Raw genomic sequence first — 21314 nt, 5'->3', positions numbered from 1 at the left:
GCATAGGAATAACAACATATTCATAACGAGCAGCGGTATGGCCTGTCCTGTCGGCCTGAGTGCCGCCAGCGCCTGCGCGGCCAAACGCGCCGGCCTCTCAGCCTTGGAAAACCTGCCCTACCTCGACAACTCATGCGAACCCATCGTTGGCGCCATGGTGCCCGGCCTGGACTGGACGCTGCCACGCGCCTCTCGTTTGAATGAATTGCTGAGCCAGGCGCTGGCGGATCTGCTGCACGGGCCACCCGATATGCCCTGGGACCAGATACCGCTGCTCCTGTGCCTGGCCGAACCGGAACGCCCCGGAGGTGGGAGCCGCAACGCGGGCCTGGTTCAATCGATCGTGAACCACCTATACGACGCGTTCGGCGTTCACTTCCATCCCTCCAGTTCACGGGTGTTTCCAACGGGCCACACCGCGGGGTTCTTGGCCCTGCATGAAGCACGACGGTTGATTCAGCAGGAGCAGGTCCCCGCGTGCCTGGTCTGCGGAGTCGATTCTCTGCTCAACGCGACGACGCTCCAGTGGCTGGATGAGCATCACCGGTTGAAGACGCCAGCCAACCGGGACGGCGTGATTCCCGGCGAAGCCGCCGCCGCCGTGCTGGTCCAGGCAGAGCCCTGGGGCGATACCCACGCCGAGGTCATCGGGATCGGCTTCGGCCAGGAGCAAGCATCGATCCTTTCAGGCGAACCATTGCTCGGGCTTGGCCTCACCGCCGCCGCACGCTCTGCACTCGCCGAGGCAAAACTCGGCCTGCATGAGATCGATCTGCGCTTGTCGGATGTTGCCGGCGAGTTGTATGGGTTCAAGGAACTCCCTCTCATGGAGGGCCGGCTCATGCGGGTTGTCCGAAAACAGGCACAACCGCTGTGGCATTGGGCAGAGGCCATCGGCGATTCCGGGGCCGCTGCGGGCATTGCACAACTGGTGCTTGCCGATCAGGCATTTCGCAAGGGCTATGCTCCGGGGACGAAGGCTATGGGCCTGACCAGCTCGGTCGCAGGCAGCCGAGCGGCCACCATCCTGAGAGCAGCAACCCTGAGCCGTTTTAGTCCACCAAAGGACGGAGGGACCAACCATGGGCTGTGAGGTCTATGCCAACGGGGACGAGATCGCCTGCAAGGCCGGCGATGGCAAGGTGATCGCCGCCTTTCCGGACGTCTGCCTGACCCCTCCTGCCCCACCAGCCGGCCCGATCCCGGTGCCGTACCCCGACACATCCTTCTCCAAGGACATGAAGAAGGGCAGCAAGACGGTGAAGATCAAGAGAAAGGAAGTCATGTTGAAGGACCTCTCCTATTACAAGACCTCCCCTCTGGGTGACGAGGCGGCGACGAAAAGCCAGGGCGCAGGGGTTATCACCCACGTCATCACCGGCAAGACCTATTTTGTCTCCTGGTCCATGGACGTGCTGTTCGAAGGGAAGAACATCGATCGACATGCGGATATGACCACGTCGAATCATGCCAGTCCGACAGCCAATACCCCATCTCCGGCCCTAAACTTGTCCAACACCCAAAAGGCAGTGATAAAGCAGAACAAGTGCCCTTGCTGTGGAGAAGAAGAACACGCGAGCGGAACACCGATGACAGCAGATGAGTGGTATGCCGAGCGGGCCAGGAGAGAAGGCGACACCAAAGCAAGACCGGAAAAGACAAAAGGGAATAACCCAAGACCAGCGGTGGCATTCAAGTCTGTCGAGGCCAAGCAAACAGAAGCGGCCAATCTGTTGCAGGAGGCGAGAACCCGTCCTGGATGCACCTGCTCGAACCCGAAGCCCAAGCTGCTTCCAGAGCCACCATGCCATGTGTTTTATGCCCCACCACCCGCGACTCCCGACCTCGCAGCCGCTCAAGCCTTGCAGAGCGCCGCTACCAAAAAAAGCCGCGACACCTGGAGAGGAGTGGAAGGGAAACCTGAAACTGGATATTCAGCCGCCTTCAAAGCAAACACCGGTTGCAGCGGCGAAGTCATGCACTTGGTACCGTTGTCCGCGGGAGGGTGCCCCGGCAAACCAGGGAAGAATGGCAACCTCCAGTGCAAAGATCCCTTATGCGATGTGTGCAAAGCAATCGACAAGAAGTTCTCGGCTTTTCAGACGGTCAATATCAACAACTAATCGCTGCATTCGGACAGGAGGCGCTTGAACTAGCGCGAAGTCATGTCACAAAACGAATTTCAATTTCAAATCGATTATTATGGCAAGGGTTACCTTGGCAGTCCTCCTCTGCCAGAAGGGCTCCAGCTGCCACGCGCGCCCTTTGACGACCCTTGGCGCGTGTGTGCCCTAGCCCTTGATCGCGCCAAGCGGGGAGACTTCGAGTTGATGCCGGTCGTGCTTCAGCTTTATGGTAAGACCCACGACATCGCACTTGATCACAGATGCTTGGAGCTGCTCTCCGACGCAGGAACGAGCGCTTGTTTTTCGAAGATCGCAGAGATCGTGAAAAACGAACCGGATCTCCACAGAGTCTTCGATCTTTGTGGCGCGCTGACTGCACGCAGCGAATTGTCTTACGTCCCGATACTCCTCGATAAGCACCTTTCAAACAAAGGCAGTGAAGAGGCCGAGCGCCTGACCGATTACATCGAGGGCCTACTTGGTAAACAACTATTTTCCGTTGAGGCAGACGACTACGAGGATGCGGTCATCTTGTGTCATCAGAAGTTGCTTGACAAGTTCGGTGACGAGCGGACATTGGTTTTACAGGGTGAACGGTATGGGGTTTCTCATCTGGCACGGTTCATCTTGCAGGATATTCAATCTCCGTACTTTTCATCATTGCGCTGGAAGCTGCAATTTGAAGCCGCGACTGGAATAAATTGTAGTGCTTGGTACAAGGCGAAAAAACTGCAGCCGCTAGCGGCTACCGCTACTATCGAGACTTTCCTCGAAGACCCTGACTCCAGCAAATACGAAGATGGTATCCGCTACTTCTTCGGACACAAAATCCCGTGACTGTTCTTCAGCCATTTCCCTGCGGGACTCTTATGATGCCCCTGATAATAAACATGATTGACCAACACGCCGAAGAAGCCAGTTTCCTCGCCCTTCTGCGCGATCAGGCGATGCATGCACCGCATTACGACCTGGATGACCTGGGCGAGCTCGACGACCGCATCGAAGCCCATCTGGATGGTCTGCGCATCGCCGGTCTACCCGGACTGGACGCCGTGCTGCAGCAACTGGGCCCCCACGCACAGGGCGAGGTATTTGCCGCCACGGTGCCGGCATTCGAAACCGGCAATATCGCCGCCATGGCCACCTTGGCCGAACAGGTGCGCACCCGCGAAGGCAGCGAGCGCTTTATGGCCGCGGCCCTGGGTTGGCTCGACTGGGAGCGGGTATCGCCCTGGATCGAGCGTATGCTCGCCTCCCCCGAGCCCCTGTTCCGTCGACTCGGCCTGGCCGCCTGTGGCATGCATCGCCACGACCCTGGCCCCGCCCTGCTGGCCGGGCTTTCCCATGCCGACCCCGGCGTGCTGGCGCGGGCCGCTCGTACTGCCGGCGAGCTGCGCCGTCGTGACCTGATGCCGGCGATTCGTGCCCACCGCCGGCATCAGGAGGCAGCCCCACGCTTCTGGGCCAACTGGGCCACCGCGCAGATGGGCGACGAGGAAGCGCTGGAGCCGCTGCGCCAGTTCGCCGAGCAAGCGGGCGAATTCCAGTACCGCGCGCTCTGCGTATTGCTGGCCTGGCAACAGCGCGAGCGCAGCATCGCCTGGATCCGCCAGTTGATGCAGAACCCCGGGCAACGGCGCATCGGCATCCAGGCGGTTGGGCTGCTGGGCGATCCGGTCAGCGTGCCCTGGCTGATCCAGCAGATGAGCGACCTGTCGCATGCCCGCGTCGCCGGAGAAGCCTTCAGTCTGATCACTGGCGCCGACCTGGCGCTGCTCGACCTGGAATTGCAGGACCTGCCGGACTTCGATGCCGGCCCGAACGACGACCCTGAGGATGCCAATGTCGCCATGGACCCCGATGAGAACCTGCCCTGGCCCGACCCGCCGTTGATCGCAGCCTGGTGGCAAGCCCATGCAGGCGATTTCCAGGCGGGCGTGGGTTATGTGCTGGGGCTGCGACAGAGCGAAAGCAGTTATCGGCAAGCGCTTGTCCGGGGCCAGCAACGCCAGCGTATCGCCGCGGCATGCGGCATGGCGCGCTTGCGGCCGACCGAAGTGCTTTTCCCCACCAGCGCGCCCGCCTGGCGGCAAAAGGCATTATTGGGAGAGCCTGCGGGGTTCGGGCGCTGAGCCGGCAACCGCCCCGGAGGCACCAGGCTCCTGCCGCTAACGCCAGCGCATGCTCCCCGCGCCTTATCGCGCGACCGAGGCCACGCCGCGATTGAGCTGTTCGCGTAGGAACTCGATAAATACCTGCACCGGTCGCGAACCCTGGCGGTGTTGCGGGTAGACCGCCGACAAGGCCAGGGGCTCGGGCTCGAAGTCGTCCAGCAGCGACACCAGCCGCCCGTCCTTGAGCGCGGCCTCGACGATGAAGGTCGGCAGGTAAGTGATGCCCATGCCGGCGATGGCCGCGTCCTTGAGCAATTCGCCGTTGTTGACCCGCATCCTGCCGGTGACGTTGACCAGCAGGGGCTTGTTGCCCTGCCCTTCGAAACGCCACTGCACCTGGCGGCCGTGGCCGTAAGGCAGGCAGTCGTGGCCCTGCAGCTCCTCGGGCCTGAGCGGGGTGCCGCGCTCGGCGAGGTACGCCGGGCTGGCGCAATACACCCGCTGGATCGAAGCGATGCGCCGGGCAATCAGCGTCGAGTCTTCCAGCACGCCGATGCGCAAGGCCAGGTCGTAGCCTTCGCCGAGCAGGTCCACCGGGCGGTCGCTGAGATCGACCTCGACCGCGACATCGCGATAGCGCTGCAGGAACAGCGGCAACAGTTCCCCCAGGTGGGCCATGGCGAACGACAGCGGCGCGCTCAGGCGAATGGTGCCCCGGGGTTCGACGGTCTGGCCGGCGATGCCCTGCTCCACCTGCTCGACTTCGCTGAGCAGGCGCAGCGCCGACTCGTAATAGCTCTGCCCCAGGGGCGTCACGTCCAGGCGCCGGGTCGAGCGATTGAGCAAACGCACGCCAAGGCGCTCCTCCAGTTGCATCAGGCGCCGGCTGACGAACTGCTTGGACAGGCCCAGCTGATCCGCCGCCGCGGTGAAGCTGCCGGAGTCCATGACCTGGCAAAAAATACGCATGTCTTCGAACGGGTTCATTGTCACTCCATGGTTGACAGTCAAACGCTTTATAGCGGCTTTTTCGCTTTCTGGCACCTGATTAATCTGTGTCCACGGTGCTGCCAAGGCCCTCGATCGAGAGGCCCGCCGAGCGCCCTTTCCACTATTCGATTGCCAACGACCAAAAAAGGATTTCTCCATGAACATCGCCCGCAAAACCCTGACCGCCAGCCTTCTCGCCCTGTGTGTCGGCAGCGCCTATGCCGCCGACAGCCAGGCCGCTGGCCAGGGCGTCGAGCACAACACCCAGGCCTTCCTCGATGCCCTCGCGGCAGGCGGCGGCACCCCACTGGAACAACTGAGCCCCAAGGACGCCCGGGCGGTGCTGGCGGGCGCGCAGTCTTCGGTGCAGGTCGATTTGTCCGGGGTCGAGGTCAGCGAACGCACGATCAAGGTCGGCCAGCAGGACGTCGCGCTGAAGATCGTGCGCCCGGCCAAGGTCAAGGGTGAATTGCCGGTGTTCATGTTCTTCCACGGCGGCGGCTGGGTGCTGGGCGACTACCCGACCCACCAGCGGCTGATCAGCGACCTGGTGGTGGGTTCCGGCGCGGTGGCGGTGTACGTCGGCTACACCCCGTCACCGGAAGCCCGCTACCCGACCGCGATCAACCAGGCCTATGCCGCCACCCGCTGGGTCGCCGAGCACGGCCGCGAGATCGGTGTCGACGGCAAGCGCCTGGCGGTGGCCGGCAACAGCGTGGGCGGCAACATGGCGGCGGTGGTGGCCTTGATGGCCAAGGAACAGAAGGCCCCGACCCTGCGTTATCAAGTGCTGATGTGGCCGGTGACCGACGCCCGCTTCGACACCGGCTCCTACCGGCAATTCGCCGAAGGCCACTTCCTGACCCAGGGCATGATGCGCTGGTTCTGGGACAACTACACCACCGACGCCGCCGAGCGGGCGCAGGTCCACGCCTCGCCGTTGCAGGCCAGTACCGAACAGTTGCGCGGCCTGCCCGCCGCCCTGGTGCAGACCGCCGAGTTCGACGTGCTGCGCGACGAAGGCGAAGCCTATGCGCGCCACCTGGACGCCGCCGGCGTGCCGGTCACGGCCGTGCGCTACAACGGCATGATCCACGACTTCGGCCTGCTCAACCCCCTGAGCCAGATTCCCGAGGTCAAGGCGGCGGTCCGCCAGGCAGCGCTGGAACTCAAGACGCACCTGAACTGAACCTCCCCCACCACCAGAAAGCCTGCCCCGCGGCAGGCTTTTTGCTGCCTGCCTTTTTGTTGACTGCCTTGGTCGTTCAACCCACCAAGCCTGTCGCCCCACCAACGTACCTTCCCCGCATGGCTACCAAAACCCCGGGCAAGAAAATGCCCGCGCAGGGCGGGCATTTTTTCAGCTCGGCGATGACGCGAGGCTTATTTGGCAGTGAATGCCGAGTAGCTGTTCATCAGGTTACGGTAGTTCGGGATACGCTGCGACAGCAGGTTGGCCAGGCCTTCCATGTCGTTGCGCCAGTCACGCTGCAGCTCGCACGCCACGGAGAACCAGTTGACCAGTTGCGCACCGGCGGCGGACATGCGGGCCCAGGCAGCCTGCTGCACCACTTCGTTGAAGGTGCCGGAAGCGTCGGTCACGACGAACACGTCAAAACCTTCTTCCAGTGCGCACAGGGTCGGGAACGCCACGCAGACGTCGGTGACGACGCCGGCGATGATCAGTTGCTTGCGGCCGGTGGCCTTGATCGCCTTGACGAAGTCTTCGTTGTCCCAGGCATTGATCTGGCCTGGACGAGCGATGTAGGGCGCGTCCGGGAACATCTCTTTGAGCTCGGGTACCAGTGGGCCGTTCGGGCCGGATTCGAAGCTGGTGGTGAGGATGGTCGGCAGCTTGAAGAACTTGGCGCAGTCGGCCAGGGCCAGCACGTTGTTCTTGAACTCGTTGGGCGAGAAATCCTGGACCAGCGAGATCAGGCCGGTCTGGTGGTCGACCAGCAGGACAACGGCGTCGTTAATGTCCAGACGTTTGTAGGGTACGTTGCTCATGTGAAACTCCTAGGTGGATGGATGTCGCTATGGGTGCCGGCCGCTGCGGCCGGCACTGTTGTTGATCGTCAGAAGGCAAAGCACGAGCAGCCGAAGGCGCCCCAGAATCCCTGGAAGTCACTGACCGGCACATTCGACAGGCGCGCCCGCTCGTGGCTGTGGGAGTGCACCGCGCACGGGCCGCTGCACTGGTGCACCTGGGCCACCAGCGGCGAGGTCGGACGCCAGTGCCCCGGCACCTTGACCACCGGCGACCAGTCCGGCAGCACCGGCACCATCGGCGGCGAAAGCTTGGAGAAGTCGCCGGCGGCGTACACCACCTTGCCGTCGACCACGGTCAGCACCGACTCGATCCACTTGATGGCTTCTTCCTCGACACTGAAGAAGTCCGCGGACAGGGCCGCCAGGTCCGCCAGCTGGCCGACCTTGATCTGGCCCTTCTTGCCCTGCTCCGAGGAGAACCAGGCGCTGCCATGGGTGAACAGTTCCAGCGCGGTCTGCCGTGGCAGGCCTTCGGCGTGCAGCTCCATGCCGCCCACGGTCTTGCCGCTGACCATCCAGTACAGCGAGGTCCAGGGGTTGTAGCTGGAGACGCGGGTGGCGTCGGTGCCGGCGCCCACCGGCACGCCCTCGGCGAGCATGCGCTTGATCGGCGGGGTCTGTTCGGCGGCCTTGGCGCCGTAGCGGTCGACGAAGTATTCGCCCTGGAACGCCATGCGGTCCTGGATCGCGATGCCGCCACCGAGGGCGCGAACCCGCTCGATGTTTTTCGGCGTGATGGTTTCGGCGTGGTCGAAGAACCACGGCAGGCCGTTGAACGGAATGTCGCGGTTGACCTTCTCGAACACGTCGAGCATGCGCGAGATCGACTCGTCGTAGGTGGCGTGCAGGCGGAACGGCCAGCGCTGTTCCACCAGATGCCGTACCACCGGCTCCAGTTCCTGCTCCATGGTCTGCGGCAGGTCCGGACGCGGTTCGAGGAAGTCCTCGAAGTCGGCGGCGGAGAACACCAGCATTTCCCCGGCGCCATTGTGGCGCAGGAAGTCGTCGCCCTGGTGCAGCTTGACGCTACCGGTCCAGTTCTTGAAGTCGGTGAGCTCTTCCTTGGGCTTCTGGGTGAACAGGTTGTAGGCGATGCGCACCGTCAACTGCTGCTCCCGGGCCAGTTGCTCGATCACCGCGTAGTCGTCCGGATAGTTCTGGAAACCGCCGCCGGCATCGATGGCGCTGGTCAGGCCCAGGCGATTGAGTTCGCGCATGAACTGGCGGGTCGAGTTGACCTGGTATTCCAGCGGCAGCTTCGGCCCCTTGGCCAGGGTCGAATAGAGAATCATCGCGTTGGGCCGCGCCACCAGCATGCCGGTGGGTTCGCCGTTGCTGTCGCGGACGATCTCGCCGCCCGGCGGGTTCGGCGTGTTGCGGGTGTAGCCGGCAACGCGCAGCGCCGCGCGGTTGAGCAGCGCACGGTCGTACAGGTGCAGGACGAACACCGGGGTGTCCGGCGCCGCCTGGTTGAGTTCTTCCAGGGTCGGCATGCGTTTTTCGGCGAACTGGAATTCGTTCCAGCCACCCACTACCCGCACCCACTGCGGGGTCGGCGTGCGGTCGGCCTGGTCCTTGAGCATGCGCAGGGCATCGGCCAGCGACGGCACGCCTTCCCAGCGCAGTTCCAGGTTGTAGTTCAGGCCGCCACGGATCAGGTGCAGGTGCGAGTCGTTGAGGCCGGGGATCACCGTGCGGCCCTTGAGGTCGATGACCTGGGTGGCGCTGCCGCGCAGGGCCATGGCCTCGGCATCGGTGCCCACCGCGACGAAGCGCCCCTGGCTGATGGCGACCGCGCTGGCGCGGGGTTTCTCACGGTCGACGGTGTGGAATTGACCATTGAACAGAATCAGATCGGCGTTCATCGGATGTCCTTCTGAATGGGAAGAGGCAAGGGACAGGCGCGGCCAGAAAGCCGCCGCGGCGCTGAGCAAGGATCCGGCCGCGAGCAAGTGGCGGCGCAGTGGATCGGTCGGGTCGTCGTTATTGGCCATGGCCGGGCTCCAGGTGTCGATCGGTGACAGAGGCTCGCAACCAGGGGGCGAACAGCCGGGTCGCCAGGGGCATGAACAGGTAGACCACCGAGAGCACGATGGTCAGGGTGATCAGGAAAGTGGCGACCACGTAATTGCCAAGCCAGGCATTCAGTTGCAGCACAGGCCCCCAGATCAGCGGCACCAGCAGGGTGTGCGGCAGAATTACCAGCATAGTCAACAACGCCTGTTTCCACCGTGGCGGTGGCGAGGCGGCATCGGCCTGGGTGGAAAACCAGAATTCATGGACCGGGTGGACTTCGGTCTGGTCGCCGTCGGCCAGCATCGGCGCGGCTTCGTCGACCAGCGCCCGGCGTTGCGGCGAGTCGAGCCAGCGCTGCATCGCCTCGGTGGAGCAAAAGCGCAGCACGCAGGTGAACAGGTCGAGGCCACCGCTCTTGCCGCGGATCACGTCCACGCCCAGATGCCCCTCGTACTGCCCGGCAACCCCGACAATGCGCCGCAACCAGGCTTCATAAGGCGCTTCCAGGCCAGCCTTGACCCGATGCTTGACGATCAGCGTCACGACCTCATCGGAGTCCGGCCGCGCACTGGCCTCGAGGCGATTGGAATCAGACATAACGCAAGGCTCCGGCGAAACGATCATTGAGGGCCAGCCGTCCCGGACCGGCGATAAGAATGCTGCCGAACAGGATCAGCAGCAGCCAGGCGAACTGGCCTTCGGCCAGGCTCCAGTGCGGATGCACCACCAGCAGTGCCACCAGCAGCACCGCGAGGATCGGCAGGCAGGCCAGGCGCACCGCCACCCCGGCGACAATCAGCAACGGGCACAGCACTTCGGCGAAGATCGCCAGCATCAGCGTCAGGTTGGCGCCCAACTGGAACGGGTCTTCGATGCGCTGCAGCTCGGCGCTGTAGTCGAGCAGTTTCGGCAGGCCGTGCACCCACAGCAGAAACAGCCCGGCGCTGACCCGCAGAAACAGCAGCCCGAGGTCCCGGGCCCGGTCATCCCATGGTGAAGCGTTCATTGGCGCACCCACACAATTTGAAAAATCCCCGGCGTCGACGCCGAGAGTGCATGGTGCCGCTGCGCGGGCGGGAAAAATTGAACGTATGTGCTCTCTTCGCCGCAGGGCCCGGCGCGACCACCAGTGCTTAGGCAGAGTGGATCTTCAGGGGCTCGGACATGAACTGGGCGATCCGCGAACGCAACCAGCGCTCGGCCGGATCGTTGTCGTGCACCCCGCTCCAGGCCATGGACAGCTGCGCCGCCTCGATGGCGAACGGCGGGTCCTCGGCGCGCAAGGCGCAGCCTTCGACCAGGGCACAGGCCGCGTAGTCGGGCACGGTGGCGATCATCTCGGTGCCGGCGAGCAAGGCCCGCAGACCGCTGAACTGCGGCACGCCCAACACCACGCGGCGGGTGCGCCCGACCTTGGCCAGGTCGAGGTCGATATTGCCGCTCAGGTCGCCGGAGAACGACACCATGGCGTGGGGCCGCCGGCAGTATTCATCGAGGGTCAAGGGCTCGGGGCGGTTGTCGCCGCGCAGCACCTTGCAGCCGATGTCGCGCAGCTTCTTGCGCTTGGCATTGGCCGGCAACTCGGTGGTGTAGCTGACCCCGACCGAGATCTCCCCCGAGGCCAGCAAGGCCGGCATCAACAGGTAATTGGCCCGGCGCACCACCACGACTATGCCCGGGGCCTCCTCGCGCAACTGGCTCAACAACGGCGGGAACAGGCCGAACTCGGCATCGTCCGACAGGCCGATGCGGAACAGGTCGCAGCTGGTCGCCGGGTCGAATTCCTTGGCCCGGCTGACCGCGCCCGAGATCGCATCCATCGCCGGTTGCAGCTCCTTGAGAATCACCAGCGCCCGGGCCGTCGGCTCCATCCCGCGGCCGTTGCGCAACAGCAGCGGATCGTCGAACAGGTCGCGCAGACGGCCGAGCGCGGCGCTCACCGCGGGCTGGCCCATGAACAGTTTTTCCGCGACCCGGGTCAGGTTCTTTTCGAACATCAGGGCCTCGAAAATCACCAGCAGGTTCATGTCGATGCGGCGCAGATCGTTACGGTTCATAGCGGCAGTCCCCTTGTGTGTTCAGCCAGCGCACGTCACTCGATCATCAGCACCTTGGCCGCCCGCTGGTAAGGCCCGTACTCGGCCGGCACCCACTGGAAATGCCCATCCACCGCGGCGATATGGCCCACGCCCGGGAACGGCAGGTGCGCCGCGGTCACCCAGGTCTTGTTGCTGGCCGCCTCGCTGAAGACCTTGGCCCGGGCCTTGATCGCCTGCTGGTTGTCGACGTCGAAACGGATCGACACTTCCGGGTGCTCGAACTGCACCGCCAGGTTATGCACCAGGTCGCCCATGAACAGGATGCTCTGGCCCTGGGAAGTGAAGCGGTAGGTGGTGCTGCCCGGGGTATGCCCGGCTTCCAGCTGGGCCTCGACGCCCGGCACCGGCGACTGGCCGCTGGCGAAGGTCTTGAAGCGTCCGGCGGCGCGGTACGGGGCGGTGGAGTCCTGGGCGATCTTGAAGAACTCCCGGGCACCGGCGGGCGCCTTGGCCAGCGCCTGCGGATCGAGCCAGTAGTCGGCTTCGGCCTGGGCCGCGTAGACCGTGGCGTTGGCGAACAGCGGTTGCTGCTGGCCGTCCACCAGCCCGCACACGTGGTCCAGGTGCAGGTGGGTGAGCAGGATGGCGTCGACCTGCTCCGGACGATAACCGGCGGCCTGCATGTTCGCCGAGAGCATGCCGGCGGTGGCGCCGATGCACTGGCCGGCGCCGGTGTCCACCAGGATCAGTTGCTTGCCGGTGTTGACCAAAAAGGCGTTGAAGGCAGTCTGTACCCCCGGGGTCTCGATCGAGCGGCGGGCCAGCAAGGCGCGGATCTGGCCCTGGGTCATGCCCTGGAGCAGCTTCGGCGACAGGTCGTTGTAGCCATCGAACAGCGCCGTCACTTCGTAGTCGCCCACCGCCAGGCGGTAGTAACCGGGTACCTGGGTGCCCTGGACCGGCGCCTGCGCCTGGGCGCCAAGCGATGTCAGGGCCAATGCCAGGGCTGCTCCGCGCAGCGTGCACAGCAGAGAATGCGTCATGCCTTCACCTTTTTGATCGAGTCAGAAAAACGGCCACTCCCGAGCCAGCCGTACAAGGTCGATCATGCACCGGCCGTGCACCGCAAAAATTGCAGCCATGTGCTCAGTTGCGGCCACTGCCCACCTGCGGGTGAACGGAATTAACAACGTTTAACTCGCAAGCCCCCGCCACGCCACCAAGAATGAAGCCCTCTGCGCAGACCTGTTTTCTAAATCGGGAAGCGCCCGACCCACCCTGCGGTGCGCCGGCGCATGCCCACCGACACGGAATTTCGTCATGGCCCACGCTCAGCACAACGCCGTCAGGGCGCCCGCCCCACAAACTCGAAAAACCATTCCCGGCGGCCTTTCTCCCTGGCGCGAAAGCCTGGTCAAGCAAATGATCCTCGACGGCCTGAGCAGCACCCTGGAAGTCACCGAACTCGCCCGGGCCTGCGCCCTGTCCCGCAGCCATTTCTCCCGTGCCTTCAAGTGCAGCACCGGCCTGTCGCCCCAGGAATGGATTCGCTGCCAGCGCATCGCCCGGGCCAAGCAACTGATCCAGGACACCGACCTGACCCTGACGCAGATCAGCCTGGAATGTGGCTTCTGCGACCAGGCGCACTTCTGCCACATCTTCACCCACAGCGAAGGCATCAACCCGTTCGCCTGGCGGTGCCGGGTCCTGCGCGCCCGCCCTTGCCTCAACCAGGCCAGCGCATAAGGCCACGACACGCTTGAGGGCCGGTAATAAAAAACGCCGAGGGGCAAAACCTCTCGGCGTTTTTTATGGATCAGGCGCAGGTCGCCGAGCGACTCAGGCCTCGATGAACGCCAGCAGATCGGCGTTGAGCTGATCCTTGTGGGTGTCGGTCAGGCCATGGGGCGCGCCTGGGTAGACCAGCAGCTTCGCGTCCTTGACCAGCTTGGCCGAGGCGATGCCGGCGGCCTCGATCGGTACGATCTGGTCGGCGTCGCCGTGCACCACCAGGGTCGGCACGTCGAACTTCTTCAGGTCTTCGGTGAAGTCGGTTTCGGAGAAGGCCTTGATGCAGTCATAGGTGTTCTTGTGGCCCGCCGTCATGCCCTGCATCCAGAACCAGTCGATCATGCCCTGGGACGGCTTGGCGCCAGGCTGGTTGAAGCCGAAGAACGGCCCGCTGGCGACGTCCTTGTACAACTGCGAACGGTCGGCCAGAGACGCTTCGCGCAGGCCGTCGAACACTTCGATCGGCAGGCCGCCGGGGTTGGCCGCGGTCCTGAGCATCAGCGGCGGCACCGCGGAAATCAGCCCGGCCTTGGCGACCCGTGCCGTACCGTGGCGACCGATGTAGCGCGCCACTTCGCCACCGCCGGTGGAGAAGCCGAACAGCACTGCGTTTTGCAGGTCCAGGCGTTCGATCAGTTGCGCCAGGTCGTCGGCGTAGGTGTCCATCTCGTTGCCCGACCAGGGTTGGCTGGAGCGGCCATGCCCGCGGCGGTCATGGGCGATGACCCGGTAGCCCTTGGACGCCAGGAAGATCATCTGCGCTTCCCAGCTGTCGGCATTCAGCGGCCAGCCATGGCTGAAGACGATGGGTTGGCCGCTGCCCCAGTCCTTGTAATAGATCTCGGTACCGTCGCGGGTGGTGAATGTACTCATGGCGTTTTGCTCCTTCAGGGGGTTGGGTGACTCAAATCGATGAATGGGCCAGGCGCTCGGCCAGGCGCGCCACCCGCTGGCCCAGGTGCGCGGCGGTGCGGCGGTCTTCGAGCGGGGGCGCGTGTTCGGGGGACTGTTCGACATTCGACTGGGCCATGGCGCCCAGGGAACTGCCGAGGCGATTCAACTGGCCATCGAACACCCCGCTGCTGGAGCGCGCCGGCAGCAGGTCGAGGCCGACCCAGATCATCGAGTGCTGGGCCGCGAAGACCGCCATCTGCAACAAGGTGTTGAGCTTGTCGCCACACAGGCAACCGGAATTGGTGAAGCCGGCGGCGAGCTTGTCGCGCCAGGGCTGGGCCAGGTAGAACGCCGCGGTGGCTTCCATGAAGCCCTTGAACGGCGCCGAGGCGCTGCCCATGTAGGTCGGCGCGCCGAAGATGATGGCGTCGGCCTGGTGCAGGCGCTCCCACTGGTCGTGCACCTCCTCGACCGGGATCAGCCGGCAGGCGCTGTTCAGGTGGCTTTCCACCCCCTGGGCCACGGCTTCGGCCATGACCCGGGTATGGCCATAGCCACTGTGATAGACCACCACCACCTTGCTCATTCCGGCATCCTCCAGACGTGTTCATCCCTTTTTTCTTCGCGCGGCATGCACGATCGTCCCTTCGATCGGCGACATGAAGACCTGGAGTTTTGGGCGTAGGGCGGATGCAGGGCGAGTTAAACGTTGTTAATTTTCAATGGCGCGGGCATCGCCCCTGCCCGCTCGTCGCCAGGACCGCGGCCAATGAATACGGGGCCCATCGCTGGCAAGGAGATTGCTGCGGTCAGCGCACCGGATGCACGCCCGTCCGCGCCGCGTTGCGTTGTTCGGGAAACCTGAGGAACATGCCCGAAAACCGCGAGATAGAAGGTCGTGCCCTTCGTCCGCCCTTCCCGCACAGGTGCAACGGGAAGCACTAGAAAAAAGCAAAGCAGCAGGAGTGAGCCGTTGACCCTAGCCCCCGAACAAGCTGTGCATTTCGGCCCCTACCGGATCTACCCCGGGCAACGCCTGATCCTGGAAGCCGAGCGGCCCTTGCGCCTGGGCCGCCGCTCCATGGACATCCTGCTGATCCTCCTGGAACACGCCGGCGAAGTGGTCAGCAAGCAGCAACTGATCGCCCGGGTCTGGCCCAGGAGCGTGGTCGAAGACACCAACCTGCGGGTGCACATGGCGGCGTTGCGCAAGGCCCTGGGCGACGGCCAGGCCGGCCAGCGCTACATCGTCACCGTGGCCCAGCGCGGCTACAGCTTCGTCGCGCCCTTCTCCCTGGAGCCGTTCTCCCCCGAGCGTTTCGAGCAAAGCCCCGCAGGCGCTCCCGCCGAGCCGAGCGGGCATAACCTGCCGGTGCGCCGCACCCGCCTGATCGGGCGCCAGGTGCTGGTGGACAATGTGATGCGGCAACTGGCGCGCCAGCGTTTCATCACCCTGGTCGGCCCCGGCGGCATCGGCAAGACCACCGTGGCCCTGCGGGTCGCCGAACAGCTGATCGGCCAGTACCGCGACGGCATCCGCCTGCTGGACCTGGCGCCGCTCAACGACCCACAGATGATCACCAGCCACCTGGCGACCCTCCTCGACCTGGCGCTGCACGACGGCGAACCGGTGGCCGGCCTGGCGAGCTTCCTGCGCGAGCGGCAGATGCTGCTGGTGATCGACAATTGCGAGCACCTGCTCGACGCCATTGCGCCGCTCTGCGAAAGCATCCTGCGCGCGGCGCCGCAGGTGCATGTCCTGGCCACCAGCCGCGAGAGCCTGCGGGCCGAGGGCGAATTCGTGCAACGCCTGGAATCCCTCGATTGCCCACCGCCCATCGCGGTGCTGGACCGCGCCCAGGCCCTGACTTTTTCGGCCCTGCAGTTGTTCGTCGAACGGGCGATGGCCAGCCACGACAGTTTCGAACTGAGCCATGCCGAGCTGCCCCTGGCGATCGATATCTGCCGGCGCCTGGACGGCATTCCCCTGGCCATCGAACTGGCCGCCGCCCAGGTCGGCAACCTGGGGCTCGCCGGCTTGCTCAGCCAGTTGCAAGGCAGTTTTCGCCTGCTGCCCCAGGGCGGCCAGATCACCCCGGGCCGCCACCAGACCCTGCGCGCCACCCTGGACTGGAGCTTCGAGCTGCTCAGCGCCTGCGAGCAGGCCTGCCTGCGCCGGCTGGGCATCTTCCGGGGCGGCTTCACCCTGCAATCGGCCGCGGCGGTGATCGTCGGCGAGCACATCGAAGCCCGCGTGGTCTTTACCTCGATCACCCAACTGGTGGCCAAGTCCCTGCTGAACGTGGAGGTCGGCGACGAGGAAGTGTTCTATCGCCTGCTGGACACCACCCGCAGCTATGCCCTGGAAAAACTCGAGCAGGCTGCCGAATTGCCGGCTACCCGCAGGCGGCACGCCGAACGTTGCCTGGCCTTGATGCACCAGGCCCAGGACGATTGGGAACAGACCCCCTCGACGCTCTGGGTCGAGCGTCATGCCCGCAGCCTGGAAGATATCCGCGCGGCGCTCGACTGGGGCCTGAATGCCCAGGGCCCGCAACAGTTGGCGATCCGCCTGGCCGCGGTCTCCGCGCCGCTGTGGCAAGAGCTGTCGCTGCTCAAGGAACACGGCGTCCATGTGCGCAAGGCCCTGGCCCTGCTGCACGCGACAGAGCAGCCCTGCCCGCGCCTGACCCAGGCCCTCAAGCTGGCCCTCGGCAGCGCCTGCTACCACACCCAGGGCAACAGCGCCGAAGCCATCGAGGCCTTCGTCGCCGCCAGGACCCTGGCCGAAGGCAGCGACGATGTGGCCGCCCAGCTCAAGGCGGTGTCCGGGCACATGGCGGTCAACCTCAGTTGCGGCCACTACCAACTGGCCCTGGAGCAAAGCCGGCAGTTCGACCACCTGGCGCTGCGCGATGCCGGCCCCAGCGCAATGTCCCTCAGCACCCAGCGCCTGCAAGTGCTGGCCCTGCACTTTGCCGGCGATCAGCCGCAGGCCCGGGACAAGGCCGAGCAAGTCATCCAGCTGATGGCCCAGAGCGGCAATCTGAGCCGCTTCACCCTCGGCTTTGGCGTGCAGTACGACCAGAGCGTCGCCGCCCTGACGATCCTGGCGCGGATCCTCTGGCTGCAGGGCCATCCGGAAAAAGCCTGGCGCACCGCGCGCCAGGCCCTGGAGATCGCCTTGCAGATCAACCACGGCACGTCCATCTGCTACACCCTGGCGCTGGCCGGCTGCCTGATCGCCCATTACAACGGCGACACCGCGACCGCCCGCGAACTCCTGCGCCTGCTGCTGGAGCAGGCGCAGAAGCATTCGGTGCTGCTGTTCTACACCTGGGGCCGGCACTATGCGCAGGTCATCGAAGGCGCCCCGCAGTTCTCGCCACCGCAATCCGGCGTCGGGCTGATCGGCGAAATCATGGTGACCCTGGACGGCGGCTTTATCGATAACGCCTTGCTGCAACGGGCCGAAAGCGGCACGGCCGGCTGGAGCACGGCGGAGATCCTGCGCGCCAGGGCCGAGGCGCTGCTGACCGACAATGCGCCTGACGCCGCCGAAGCGGTGCTGCACCAGGCGTTGGCAGTGGCCAGGGCCCAGGGCGCACTGACCTGGGAATTGCGCAGCGCCACCTCGCTGGCCCGGCTCTGGCAGCGCCAGGGCCAGGCCCGGCGCGCCCATGAGCTGCTCGCACCGCTCTACGCCCGGTTCACCGAAGGTTTCGCCACGCCGGACCTAACCCGCGTCCGTGAATTGCTCGATGAGCTGCAACGAGACCGTCCTGACTGACAGCCAGCGGGTCTTGCCGATGGCGTGGGCATGCCGCCTTTCGAACACCCGCAGCTGCCCGCTATGCTCCAGCTTTTCCAGCGCGTAGGCGCGGGTGGTGTTGAGAAAGCGGTAATGCGTCGTGCCCTGGCCCTGCTCCACCGCCAGCAGCGACTTGCGCGCCAGCTGCGCCATGACCTCGGCCACGCACTCGGGCCGCAGCACCGCACAGCTGATGACGTCGGTGGCGGCCCGCACGGTGAAGGCCGTGTCGAACACCGCCAGGCGCTGCAACAGGGTCTGCTCCAGCCGGCTCAGGCGTTGATAGCTCCAGTCCAGGGCGGACTTGAGCGTCTGATGCCGCGCCACGGCCGTGCGCCGGCCCTGGGTCAGCAGTTGAAAGCAGTTGTCCAGCTGCGCTTGCAGCCCCACCAGCGCCAGCGCGTCGATCTGCGCCGCCGCCAGTTCGATGGCCAATGGCAAGCCATCGAGCCGTCGGCAGATTTCCCGCACCACCTTCAGGTCCTGTTCCCGCAAGGCAAAGTCTTGCTGGCGGGCCCGGGCGCGGCTGACGAACAGTTGCACCGCCGAATGGCTCATGACCTCGGCCACGCTGTGCAACGCCGAAGCCGGCGGCACCGACAGGGCCGCCAGGCCATGCACGGTCTCCCCCGCAGCCTGTAGCGGTTCGCGGCTGGTGGCCAGGATCGACAGCCGTGGCGCCGAGGCCAGCACCTGCTCCACCACTGCCCGGCAGCGTTCGAGCAGGTGCTCGCAATTGTCCAGCACCAGCAAGGCATGCCGGGTTGCCAGCGCCTCCAGGCCGGCGTCCAGCTCGAGGCTGTGTCTCATGTGTTCGACCAGTTGCGCCGGGTCGTCGATGCTCGCCAGGTCGATGAACCACACACCGTCGCGGTAGTGCTGCAACAGCAGCTCGGCGACCCGCAGCGCGACCGTGGTCTTGCCGATCCCCGCCGGGCCGACCAGGGTCATGAAGCGGCGCACCGGCAACTGCCGGACCAGGCTGCCAACCACCGGGTCGCGGCCGGTGACCGGGGTCAGCCGTGCCGGCAGGTTGTGTTGGGGTTTGTGCAGGCTCGCCAGCGCGACCGGCTCTTCTTGCGCCTCGCGCAGCACCGGGGCGATGAAGCAATAACCGCGCTGCGCAATGTTGACGATGTAGCCCTGCCCGTCCTGGCCCTCGCCGAGGGTGCGTCGCAGGGCGGCGATGTGCACGCGCAGGTTGATGTCCTCGACCACCGAGTTCGGCCAGACGCAGGCGATCAGTTCGTCCTTGCCCACCACCTGGCCGGCGCGCTCGACCAGCACCCGCAGGATATCCAGGGCACGCCCGCCCATGCGCAACGGCCGATCGCCGTCCAGGACCAGCCGCTGCCGCAGGTGGAAGGCGTAGGGGCCGAACCGCAGCACCGCATCACTGTTCAAATCTCTGACGCTGTTCATGCGCATCCACGTGCTGGAAACCCGGCCTGGCGCCAGGCTCCCGCACCTCCATTTCCAAGAGTTCCCCGGTATCTTGGCAGGCAACGATGACGGTACAACCGCCCTGGAGGGAGCGTCACGGCCATCGCGGTGCGCCGGACGGACACGCCGGCGCTAGCTGAACTGTTCGCGATACTGGGTGGGGGTCAGGCCGAGCTTTTCACTGAACAGAAAGCGCATGTGGCGCACGCTGCCGAAGCCGCTTTTGTAGGCCACGGTCTTGAGCGGCAGGTCGCTGGTCTCCAGCAGGTTCCGGGCGCGGTCGATGCGTGCGCTTTGCAGGAACTCCATGGGCGTCATGTTCACTTCCCGGGCAAACACCCGGGCGAAATGGCGCGTGCTCATGTTCGCCAGGCTGGCCATGCGCTCGATGCTGAAGGCTTCGTCCAGGCGTTCGAGCACATGATTCTGCACCCGGGTCACCGGCGTTTCCTGCGGCGCCACCGCGGCCATCAACGGGCTGAACTGCGCCTGCCCGCCCTGGCGCTTCATCACCACCAGCAACACCTTGGCCACGTCCTGGGCGACTTTCTTGCCGTGGTCGCGGGCGACCACCGCCAGTGCCAGGTCGATGCCGGCGGTGACCCCGCCCGAGGTGATCAGGTTGCGGTCCTCGACGAAGATCTGGTCGGTCTCCACCGTCGCCTCGGGGAAGGCCCGGATCAGGCGCTCCGTGTAGTGCCAGTGGGTCGTCACCCGAAACCCGTCGAGCAACCCGGCATGCCCGAGGATGAAGGCCCCGGTGCAGATCGAGCCATAGACGGCCGAGCGGCGCACGGCCCCCGCCAGCCAGTCGAGCAAGGGTGGGTGCTTTTCGTTGTAGGCCCCCGGCCCCCCGGGCACCAGCAGCAGGTCATAGTTGTCGCGCGCCTGGTCGATATGCATGTCGGCCTGGACGCTGACGCCGTTGGAAGCGCGCAACGGGCCGTGCTCGGTGCCGATCGTCGAGAGCTGGTAATGGTCCTTCGGCTCCAGATAACGATTGGCGATGGAAAACACCTCCATGGGCCCGGCCATGTCGAGCAGGAGAAAGTCTGGAAACAGCACCATTGCCACGGTTTTCATGGGTAAAGATCACTGATATCAAAGGGTTAAAAGCCTAACGCCGACCCTGGAGATTATGCCCGGACGGCGCGCGATCGTCGGACAAGAATACGTGATTCAGCGCACAAAATTGTCAACCTGAAGGAGACAGCATTTCAGCTTACATCTACTTATTGCATCGCAGGGTAAACATTAGCCTTCTCCTCGACCGGACGAATTCCCGTCCCGACAGGAGATTCCCCCATGCTGACCCTTCGCAAAGCCTCTGATCGCGGCGCCGCCAACCACGGTTGGTTGAAATCGTTCCACACCTTTTCCTTCGCCAACTACCGCAACCCGCGGGAGCAGGGTTTTTCCGACCTGCTGGTGATCAACGACGACCGGGTCGCCGCCGGCAAGGGCTTCGGCCAGCACCCGCACCGGGACATGGAGATTTTCTCCTACGTGCTCGAAGGCGCCCTGGAACACAAGGACACCCTGGGCACCGGTTCGGTGATCCGCCCTGGCGACGTGCAACTGATGAGCGCTGGCAGCGGCGTGGCCCACAGCGAGTACAACCACTCGGCCACCCAAGCGGTGCACTTCCTGCAGATCTGGATAGTGCCGGATGTCAGCGGCGCCAAGCCGCGTTACCAGCAAGAGCATTTCAGAGCGCAGCAAAAACGCGGCCGCCTGCAACTGATCATCTCCCCCGAGGGGGCCGACGGTTCGCTGCAGGTGCGCCAGGATGCGCGGGTCTATGCCGGGCTGATCGACGGCCAGGAAAGCGCCACCCTGACGCTCGACGCCAACCGCTACGCCTATGTGCATGTGGCCCGCGGCTCGGTCGAGCTCAATGGCCTGCTCTTGCAGGAAGGCGATGGCGTGCGGGTCCGCGAGGAACAGGCGCTGACCTTGAGCAACGGCGCGGATGCCGAAGTGCTGGTGTTCGATCTGCGGGCGCAGGAACTGCCCGAGATGCCTTGACCGGCACTGG

19 protein-coding genes are annotated in these 21314 nt (G+C 65.0%); 8 read left to right on the top strand and 11 right to left on the bottom strand.

Annotated features, from left to right (window positions below; all coding sequences use genetic code 11):
- Nucleotides 1–37: 37 nt before the first annotated feature.
- Genes H0I86_RS14115 through H0I86_RS14100 form a run of 4 tightly spaced genes read left to right on the top strand, consistent with a single transcriptional unit; the run spans nt 38 to nt 4258 of the window.
- Nucleotides 38–1093, top strand: a complete 1056-nt coding sequence (locus H0I86_RS14115) for a beta-ketoacyl synthase N-terminal-like domain-containing protein (RefSeq protein WP_258019436.1) — start codon at nt 38–40, stop codon at nt 1091–1093.
- Complete coding sequence (locus H0I86_RS14110; RefSeq protein WP_180925485.1) at nt 1083–2123, top strand: DUF4150 domain-containing protein; 1041 nt, start codon at nt 1083–1085, stop codon at nt 2121–2123. Before H0I86_RS14115 ends, H0I86_RS14110 begins: the two co-directional genes overlap by 11 nt.
- A 42-nt stretch (nt 2124–2165) precedes the next feature.
- Nucleotides 2166–2963, top strand: coding sequence for a hypothetical protein (locus H0I86_RS14105; protein ID WP_180925484.1), 798 nt, complete (start codon nt 2166–2168; stop codon nt 2961–2963).
- 53 nt (nt 2964–3016) lie between these two features.
- Nucleotides 3017–4258 carry a TIGR02270 family protein gene (locus H0I86_RS14100; RefSeq protein ID WP_373369410.1) on the top strand — a complete coding sequence of 414 codons (1242 nt, stop codon included), beginning with the start codon at nt 3017–3019 and terminating at the stop codon, nt 4256–4258.
- 63 nt (nt 4259–4321) lie between these two features.
- Here the strand turns inward: H0I86_RS14100 and H0I86_RS14095 are convergent, their stop codons facing one another.
- Nucleotides 4322–5227 (bottom strand): LysR family transcriptional regulator, encoded by a 906-nt coding sequence (locus H0I86_RS14095; RefSeq protein WP_180925482.1) that lies wholly within the window; start codon nt 5225–5227, stop codon nt 4322–4324.
- Between the two features lie 160 nt (nt 5228–5387).
- Between H0I86_RS14095 and H0I86_RS14090 the strand changes: the two genes are divergently transcribed.
- The gene (locus tag H0I86_RS14090; RefSeq protein WP_180925481.1) at nt 5388–6419 is read left to right on the top strand and encodes an alpha/beta hydrolase; all 1032 of its coding nucleotides are present in this window, start codon (nt 5388–5390) and stop codon (nt 6417–6419) included.
- A gap of 194 nt (nt 6420–6613) precedes the next feature.
- Here H0I86_RS14090 and ycaC read toward each other — a convergent pair whose 3' ends face one another.
- The 6 genes from ycaC to H0I86_RS14060 all read right to left on the bottom strand — a co-directional run bounded on the left by ycaC (nt 6614) and on the right by H0I86_RS14060 (nt 12380).
- On the bottom strand, nt 6614–7240 hold the full coding sequence (gene ycaC / locus H0I86_RS14085) for an isochorismate family cysteine hydrolase YcaC (RefSeq protein WP_180925480.1): 627 nt from the start codon (nt 7238–7240) through the stop codon (nt 6614–6616).
- A gap of 68 nt (nt 7241–7308) precedes the next feature.
- The gene (locus H0I86_RS14080) at nt 7309–9147 is read right to left on the bottom strand and encodes an amidohydrolase (RefSeq protein WP_009049582.1); all 1839 of its coding nucleotides are present in this window, start codon (nt 9145–9147) and stop codon (nt 7309–7311) included.
- 118 nt (nt 9148–9265) lie between these two features.
- Nucleotides 9266–9895: an antibiotic biosynthesis monooxygenase gene (locus H0I86_RS14075; protein WP_180925479.1), complete on the bottom strand. Its 630-nt coding sequence runs from the start codon at nt 9893–9895 to the stop codon at nt 9266–9268.
- The gene (locus H0I86_RS14070) at nt 9888–10304 is read right to left on the bottom strand and encodes a DoxX family protein (protein WP_180925478.1); all 417 of its coding nucleotides are present in this window, start codon (nt 10302–10304) and stop codon (nt 9888–9890) included. The genes H0I86_RS14075 and H0I86_RS14070 overlap by 8 nt, the downstream gene beginning before the upstream one ends.
- A gap of 127 nt (nt 10305–10431) precedes the next feature.
- Nucleotides 10432–11355 (bottom strand): LysR family transcriptional regulator, encoded by a 924-nt coding sequence (locus H0I86_RS14065; protein ID WP_016703072.1) that lies wholly within the window; start codon nt 11353–11355, stop codon nt 10432–10434.
- A gap of 35 nt (nt 11356–11390) precedes the next feature.
- Nucleotides 11391–12380, bottom strand: coding sequence for an MBL fold metallo-hydrolase (locus H0I86_RS14060; RefSeq protein WP_180925477.1), 990 nt, complete (start codon nt 12378–12380; stop codon nt 11391–11393).
- Between the two features lie 277 nt (nt 12381–12657).
- Here H0I86_RS14060 and H0I86_RS14055 point away from each other — a divergent pair, with 277 nt between their 5' ends.
- On the top strand, nt 12658–13083 hold the full coding sequence (locus H0I86_RS14055; protein WP_180925476.1) for a helix-turn-helix domain-containing protein: 426 nt from the start codon (nt 12658–12660) through the stop codon (nt 13081–13083).
- 93 nt (nt 13084–13176) lie between these two features.
- On the opposite strand, the gene H0I86_RS14050 is transcribed toward H0I86_RS14055, so the two are convergent.
- A complete protein-coding gene (locus H0I86_RS14050) occupies nt 13177–14001 on the bottom strand; it encodes an alpha/beta fold hydrolase (protein ID WP_009049588.1) in 825 nt (274 codons plus the stop codon).
- 31 nt (nt 14002–14032) lie between these two features.
- Complete coding sequence (locus tag H0I86_RS14045; RefSeq protein ID WP_038578094.1) at nt 14033–14608, bottom strand: flavodoxin family protein; 576 nt, start codon at nt 14606–14608, stop codon at nt 14033–14035.
- 387 nt (nt 14609–14995) lie between these two features.
- Between H0I86_RS14045 and H0I86_RS14040 the strand changes: the two genes are divergently transcribed.
- Entirely contained in the window at nt 14996–17812 is a 2817-nt protein-coding gene (locus H0I86_RS14040) for an ATP-binding protein (RefSeq protein WP_180925475.1), read from the top strand.
- Here the strand turns inward: H0I86_RS14040 and H0I86_RS14035 are convergent.
- Together H0I86_RS14035 and H0I86_RS14030 are read right to left on the bottom strand one after the other, a co-directional pair.
- A complete protein-coding gene (locus H0I86_RS14035) occupies nt 17759–19255 on the bottom strand; it encodes an ATP-binding protein (protein ID WP_180925474.1) in 1497 nt (498 codons plus the stop codon). The two genes, H0I86_RS14040 and H0I86_RS14035, sit on opposite strands and share 54 nt — an antisense overlap.
- A 153-nt stretch (nt 19256–19408) precedes the next feature.
- Complete coding sequence (locus H0I86_RS14030; RefSeq protein WP_180925473.1) at nt 19409–20359, bottom strand: GlxA family transcriptional regulator; 951 nt, start codon at nt 20357–20359, stop codon at nt 19409–19411.
- A gap of 222 nt (nt 20360–20581) precedes the next feature.
- On the opposite strand from H0I86_RS14030, the gene H0I86_RS14025 reads away from it, so the two are divergent.
- Nucleotides 20582–21304: a pirin family protein gene (locus H0I86_RS14025; RefSeq protein ID WP_180925472.1), complete on the top strand. Its 723-nt coding sequence runs from the start codon at nt 20582–20584 to the stop codon at nt 21302–21304.
- The last annotated feature ends 10 nt before the right edge of the window (nt 21305–21314 follow it).

The sequence above is a fragment of the Pseudomonas chlororaphis subsp. aurantiaca genome, assembly GCF_013466605.1.
Classification (GTDB): Bacteria; Pseudomonadota; Gammaproteobacteria; order Pseudomonadales; family Pseudomonadaceae; genus Aquipseudomonas; species Aquipseudomonas chlororaphis_I.
Note: the sequence above shows the minus strand (reverse complement) of the source record. Positions and strands in the feature narration are given on the sequence as shown.

What these genes read in the sequence shown, in the direction of transcription:
- H0I86_RS14115 (WP_258019436.1), top strand. Translation starts at nt 38, where the DNA reads ATGGCCTGTCCTGTCGGCCTGAGTGCCGCCAGCGCCTGCGCGGCCAAA.
- H0I86_RS14110 (WP_180925485.1), top strand. Translation starts at nt 1,083, where the DNA reads ATGGGCTGTGAGGTCTATGCCAACGGGGACGAGATCGCCTGCAAGGCC.
- H0I86_RS14105 (WP_180925484.1), top strand. Translation starts at nt 2,166, where the DNA reads ATGTCACAAAACGAATTTCAATTTCAAATCGATTATTATGGCAAGGGT.
- H0I86_RS14100 (WP_373369410.1), top strand. Translation starts at nt 3,017, where the DNA reads ATGATTGACCAACACGCCGAAGAAGCCAGTTTCCTCGCCCTTCTGCGC.
- H0I86_RS14095 (WP_180925482.1), bottom strand. Translation starts at nt 5,227, where the DNA reads ATGAACCCGTTCGAAGACATGCGTATTTTTTGCCAGGTCATGGACTCC.
- H0I86_RS14090 (WP_180925481.1), top strand. Translation starts at nt 5,388, where the DNA reads ATGAACATCGCCCGCAAAACCCTGACCGCCAGCCTTCTCGCCCTGTGT.
- ycaC (WP_180925480.1), bottom strand. Translation starts at nt 7,240, where the DNA reads ATGAGCAACGTACCCTACAAACGTCTGGACATTAACGACGCCGTTGTC.
- H0I86_RS14080 (WP_009049582.1), bottom strand. Translation starts at nt 9,147, where the DNA reads ATGAACGCCGATCTGATTCTGTTCAATGGTCAATTCCACACCGTCGAC.
- H0I86_RS14075 (WP_180925479.1), bottom strand. Translation starts at nt 9,895, where the DNA reads ATGTCTGATTCCAATCGCCTCGAGGCCAGTGCGCGGCCGGACTCCGAT.
- H0I86_RS14070 (WP_180925478.1), bottom strand. Translation starts at nt 10,304, where the DNA reads ATGAACGCTTCACCATGGGATGACCGGGCCCGGGACCTCGGGCTGCTG.
- H0I86_RS14065 (WP_016703072.1), bottom strand. Translation starts at nt 11,355, where the DNA reads ATGAACCGTAACGATCTGCGCCGCATCGACATGAACCTGCTGGTGATT.
- H0I86_RS14060 (WP_180925477.1), bottom strand. Translation starts at nt 12,380, where the DNA reads ATGACGCATTCTCTGCTGTGCACGCTGCGCGGAGCAGCCCTGGCATTG.
- H0I86_RS14055 (WP_180925476.1), top strand. Translation starts at nt 12,658, where the DNA reads ATGGCCCACGCTCAGCACAACGCCGTCAGGGCGCCCGCCCCACAAACT.
- H0I86_RS14050 (WP_009049588.1), bottom strand. Translation starts at nt 14,001, where the DNA reads ATGAGTACATTCACCACCCGCGACGGTACCGAGATCTATTACAAGGAC.
- H0I86_RS14045 (WP_038578094.1), bottom strand. Translation starts at nt 14,608, where the DNA reads ATGAGCAAGGTGGTGGTGGTCTATCACAGTGGCTATGGCCATACCCGG.
- H0I86_RS14035 (WP_180925474.1), bottom strand. Translation starts at nt 19,255, where the DNA reads ATGAACAGCGTCAGAGATTTGAACAGTGATGCGGTGCTGCGGTTCGGC.
- H0I86_RS14030 (WP_180925473.1), bottom strand. Translation starts at nt 20,359, where the DNA reads ATGAAAACCGTGGCAATGGTGCTGTTTCCAGACTTTCTCCTGCTCGAC.
- H0I86_RS14025 (WP_180925472.1), top strand. Translation starts at nt 20,582, where the DNA reads ATGCTGACCCTTCGCAAAGCCTCTGATCGCGGCGCCGCCAACCACGGT.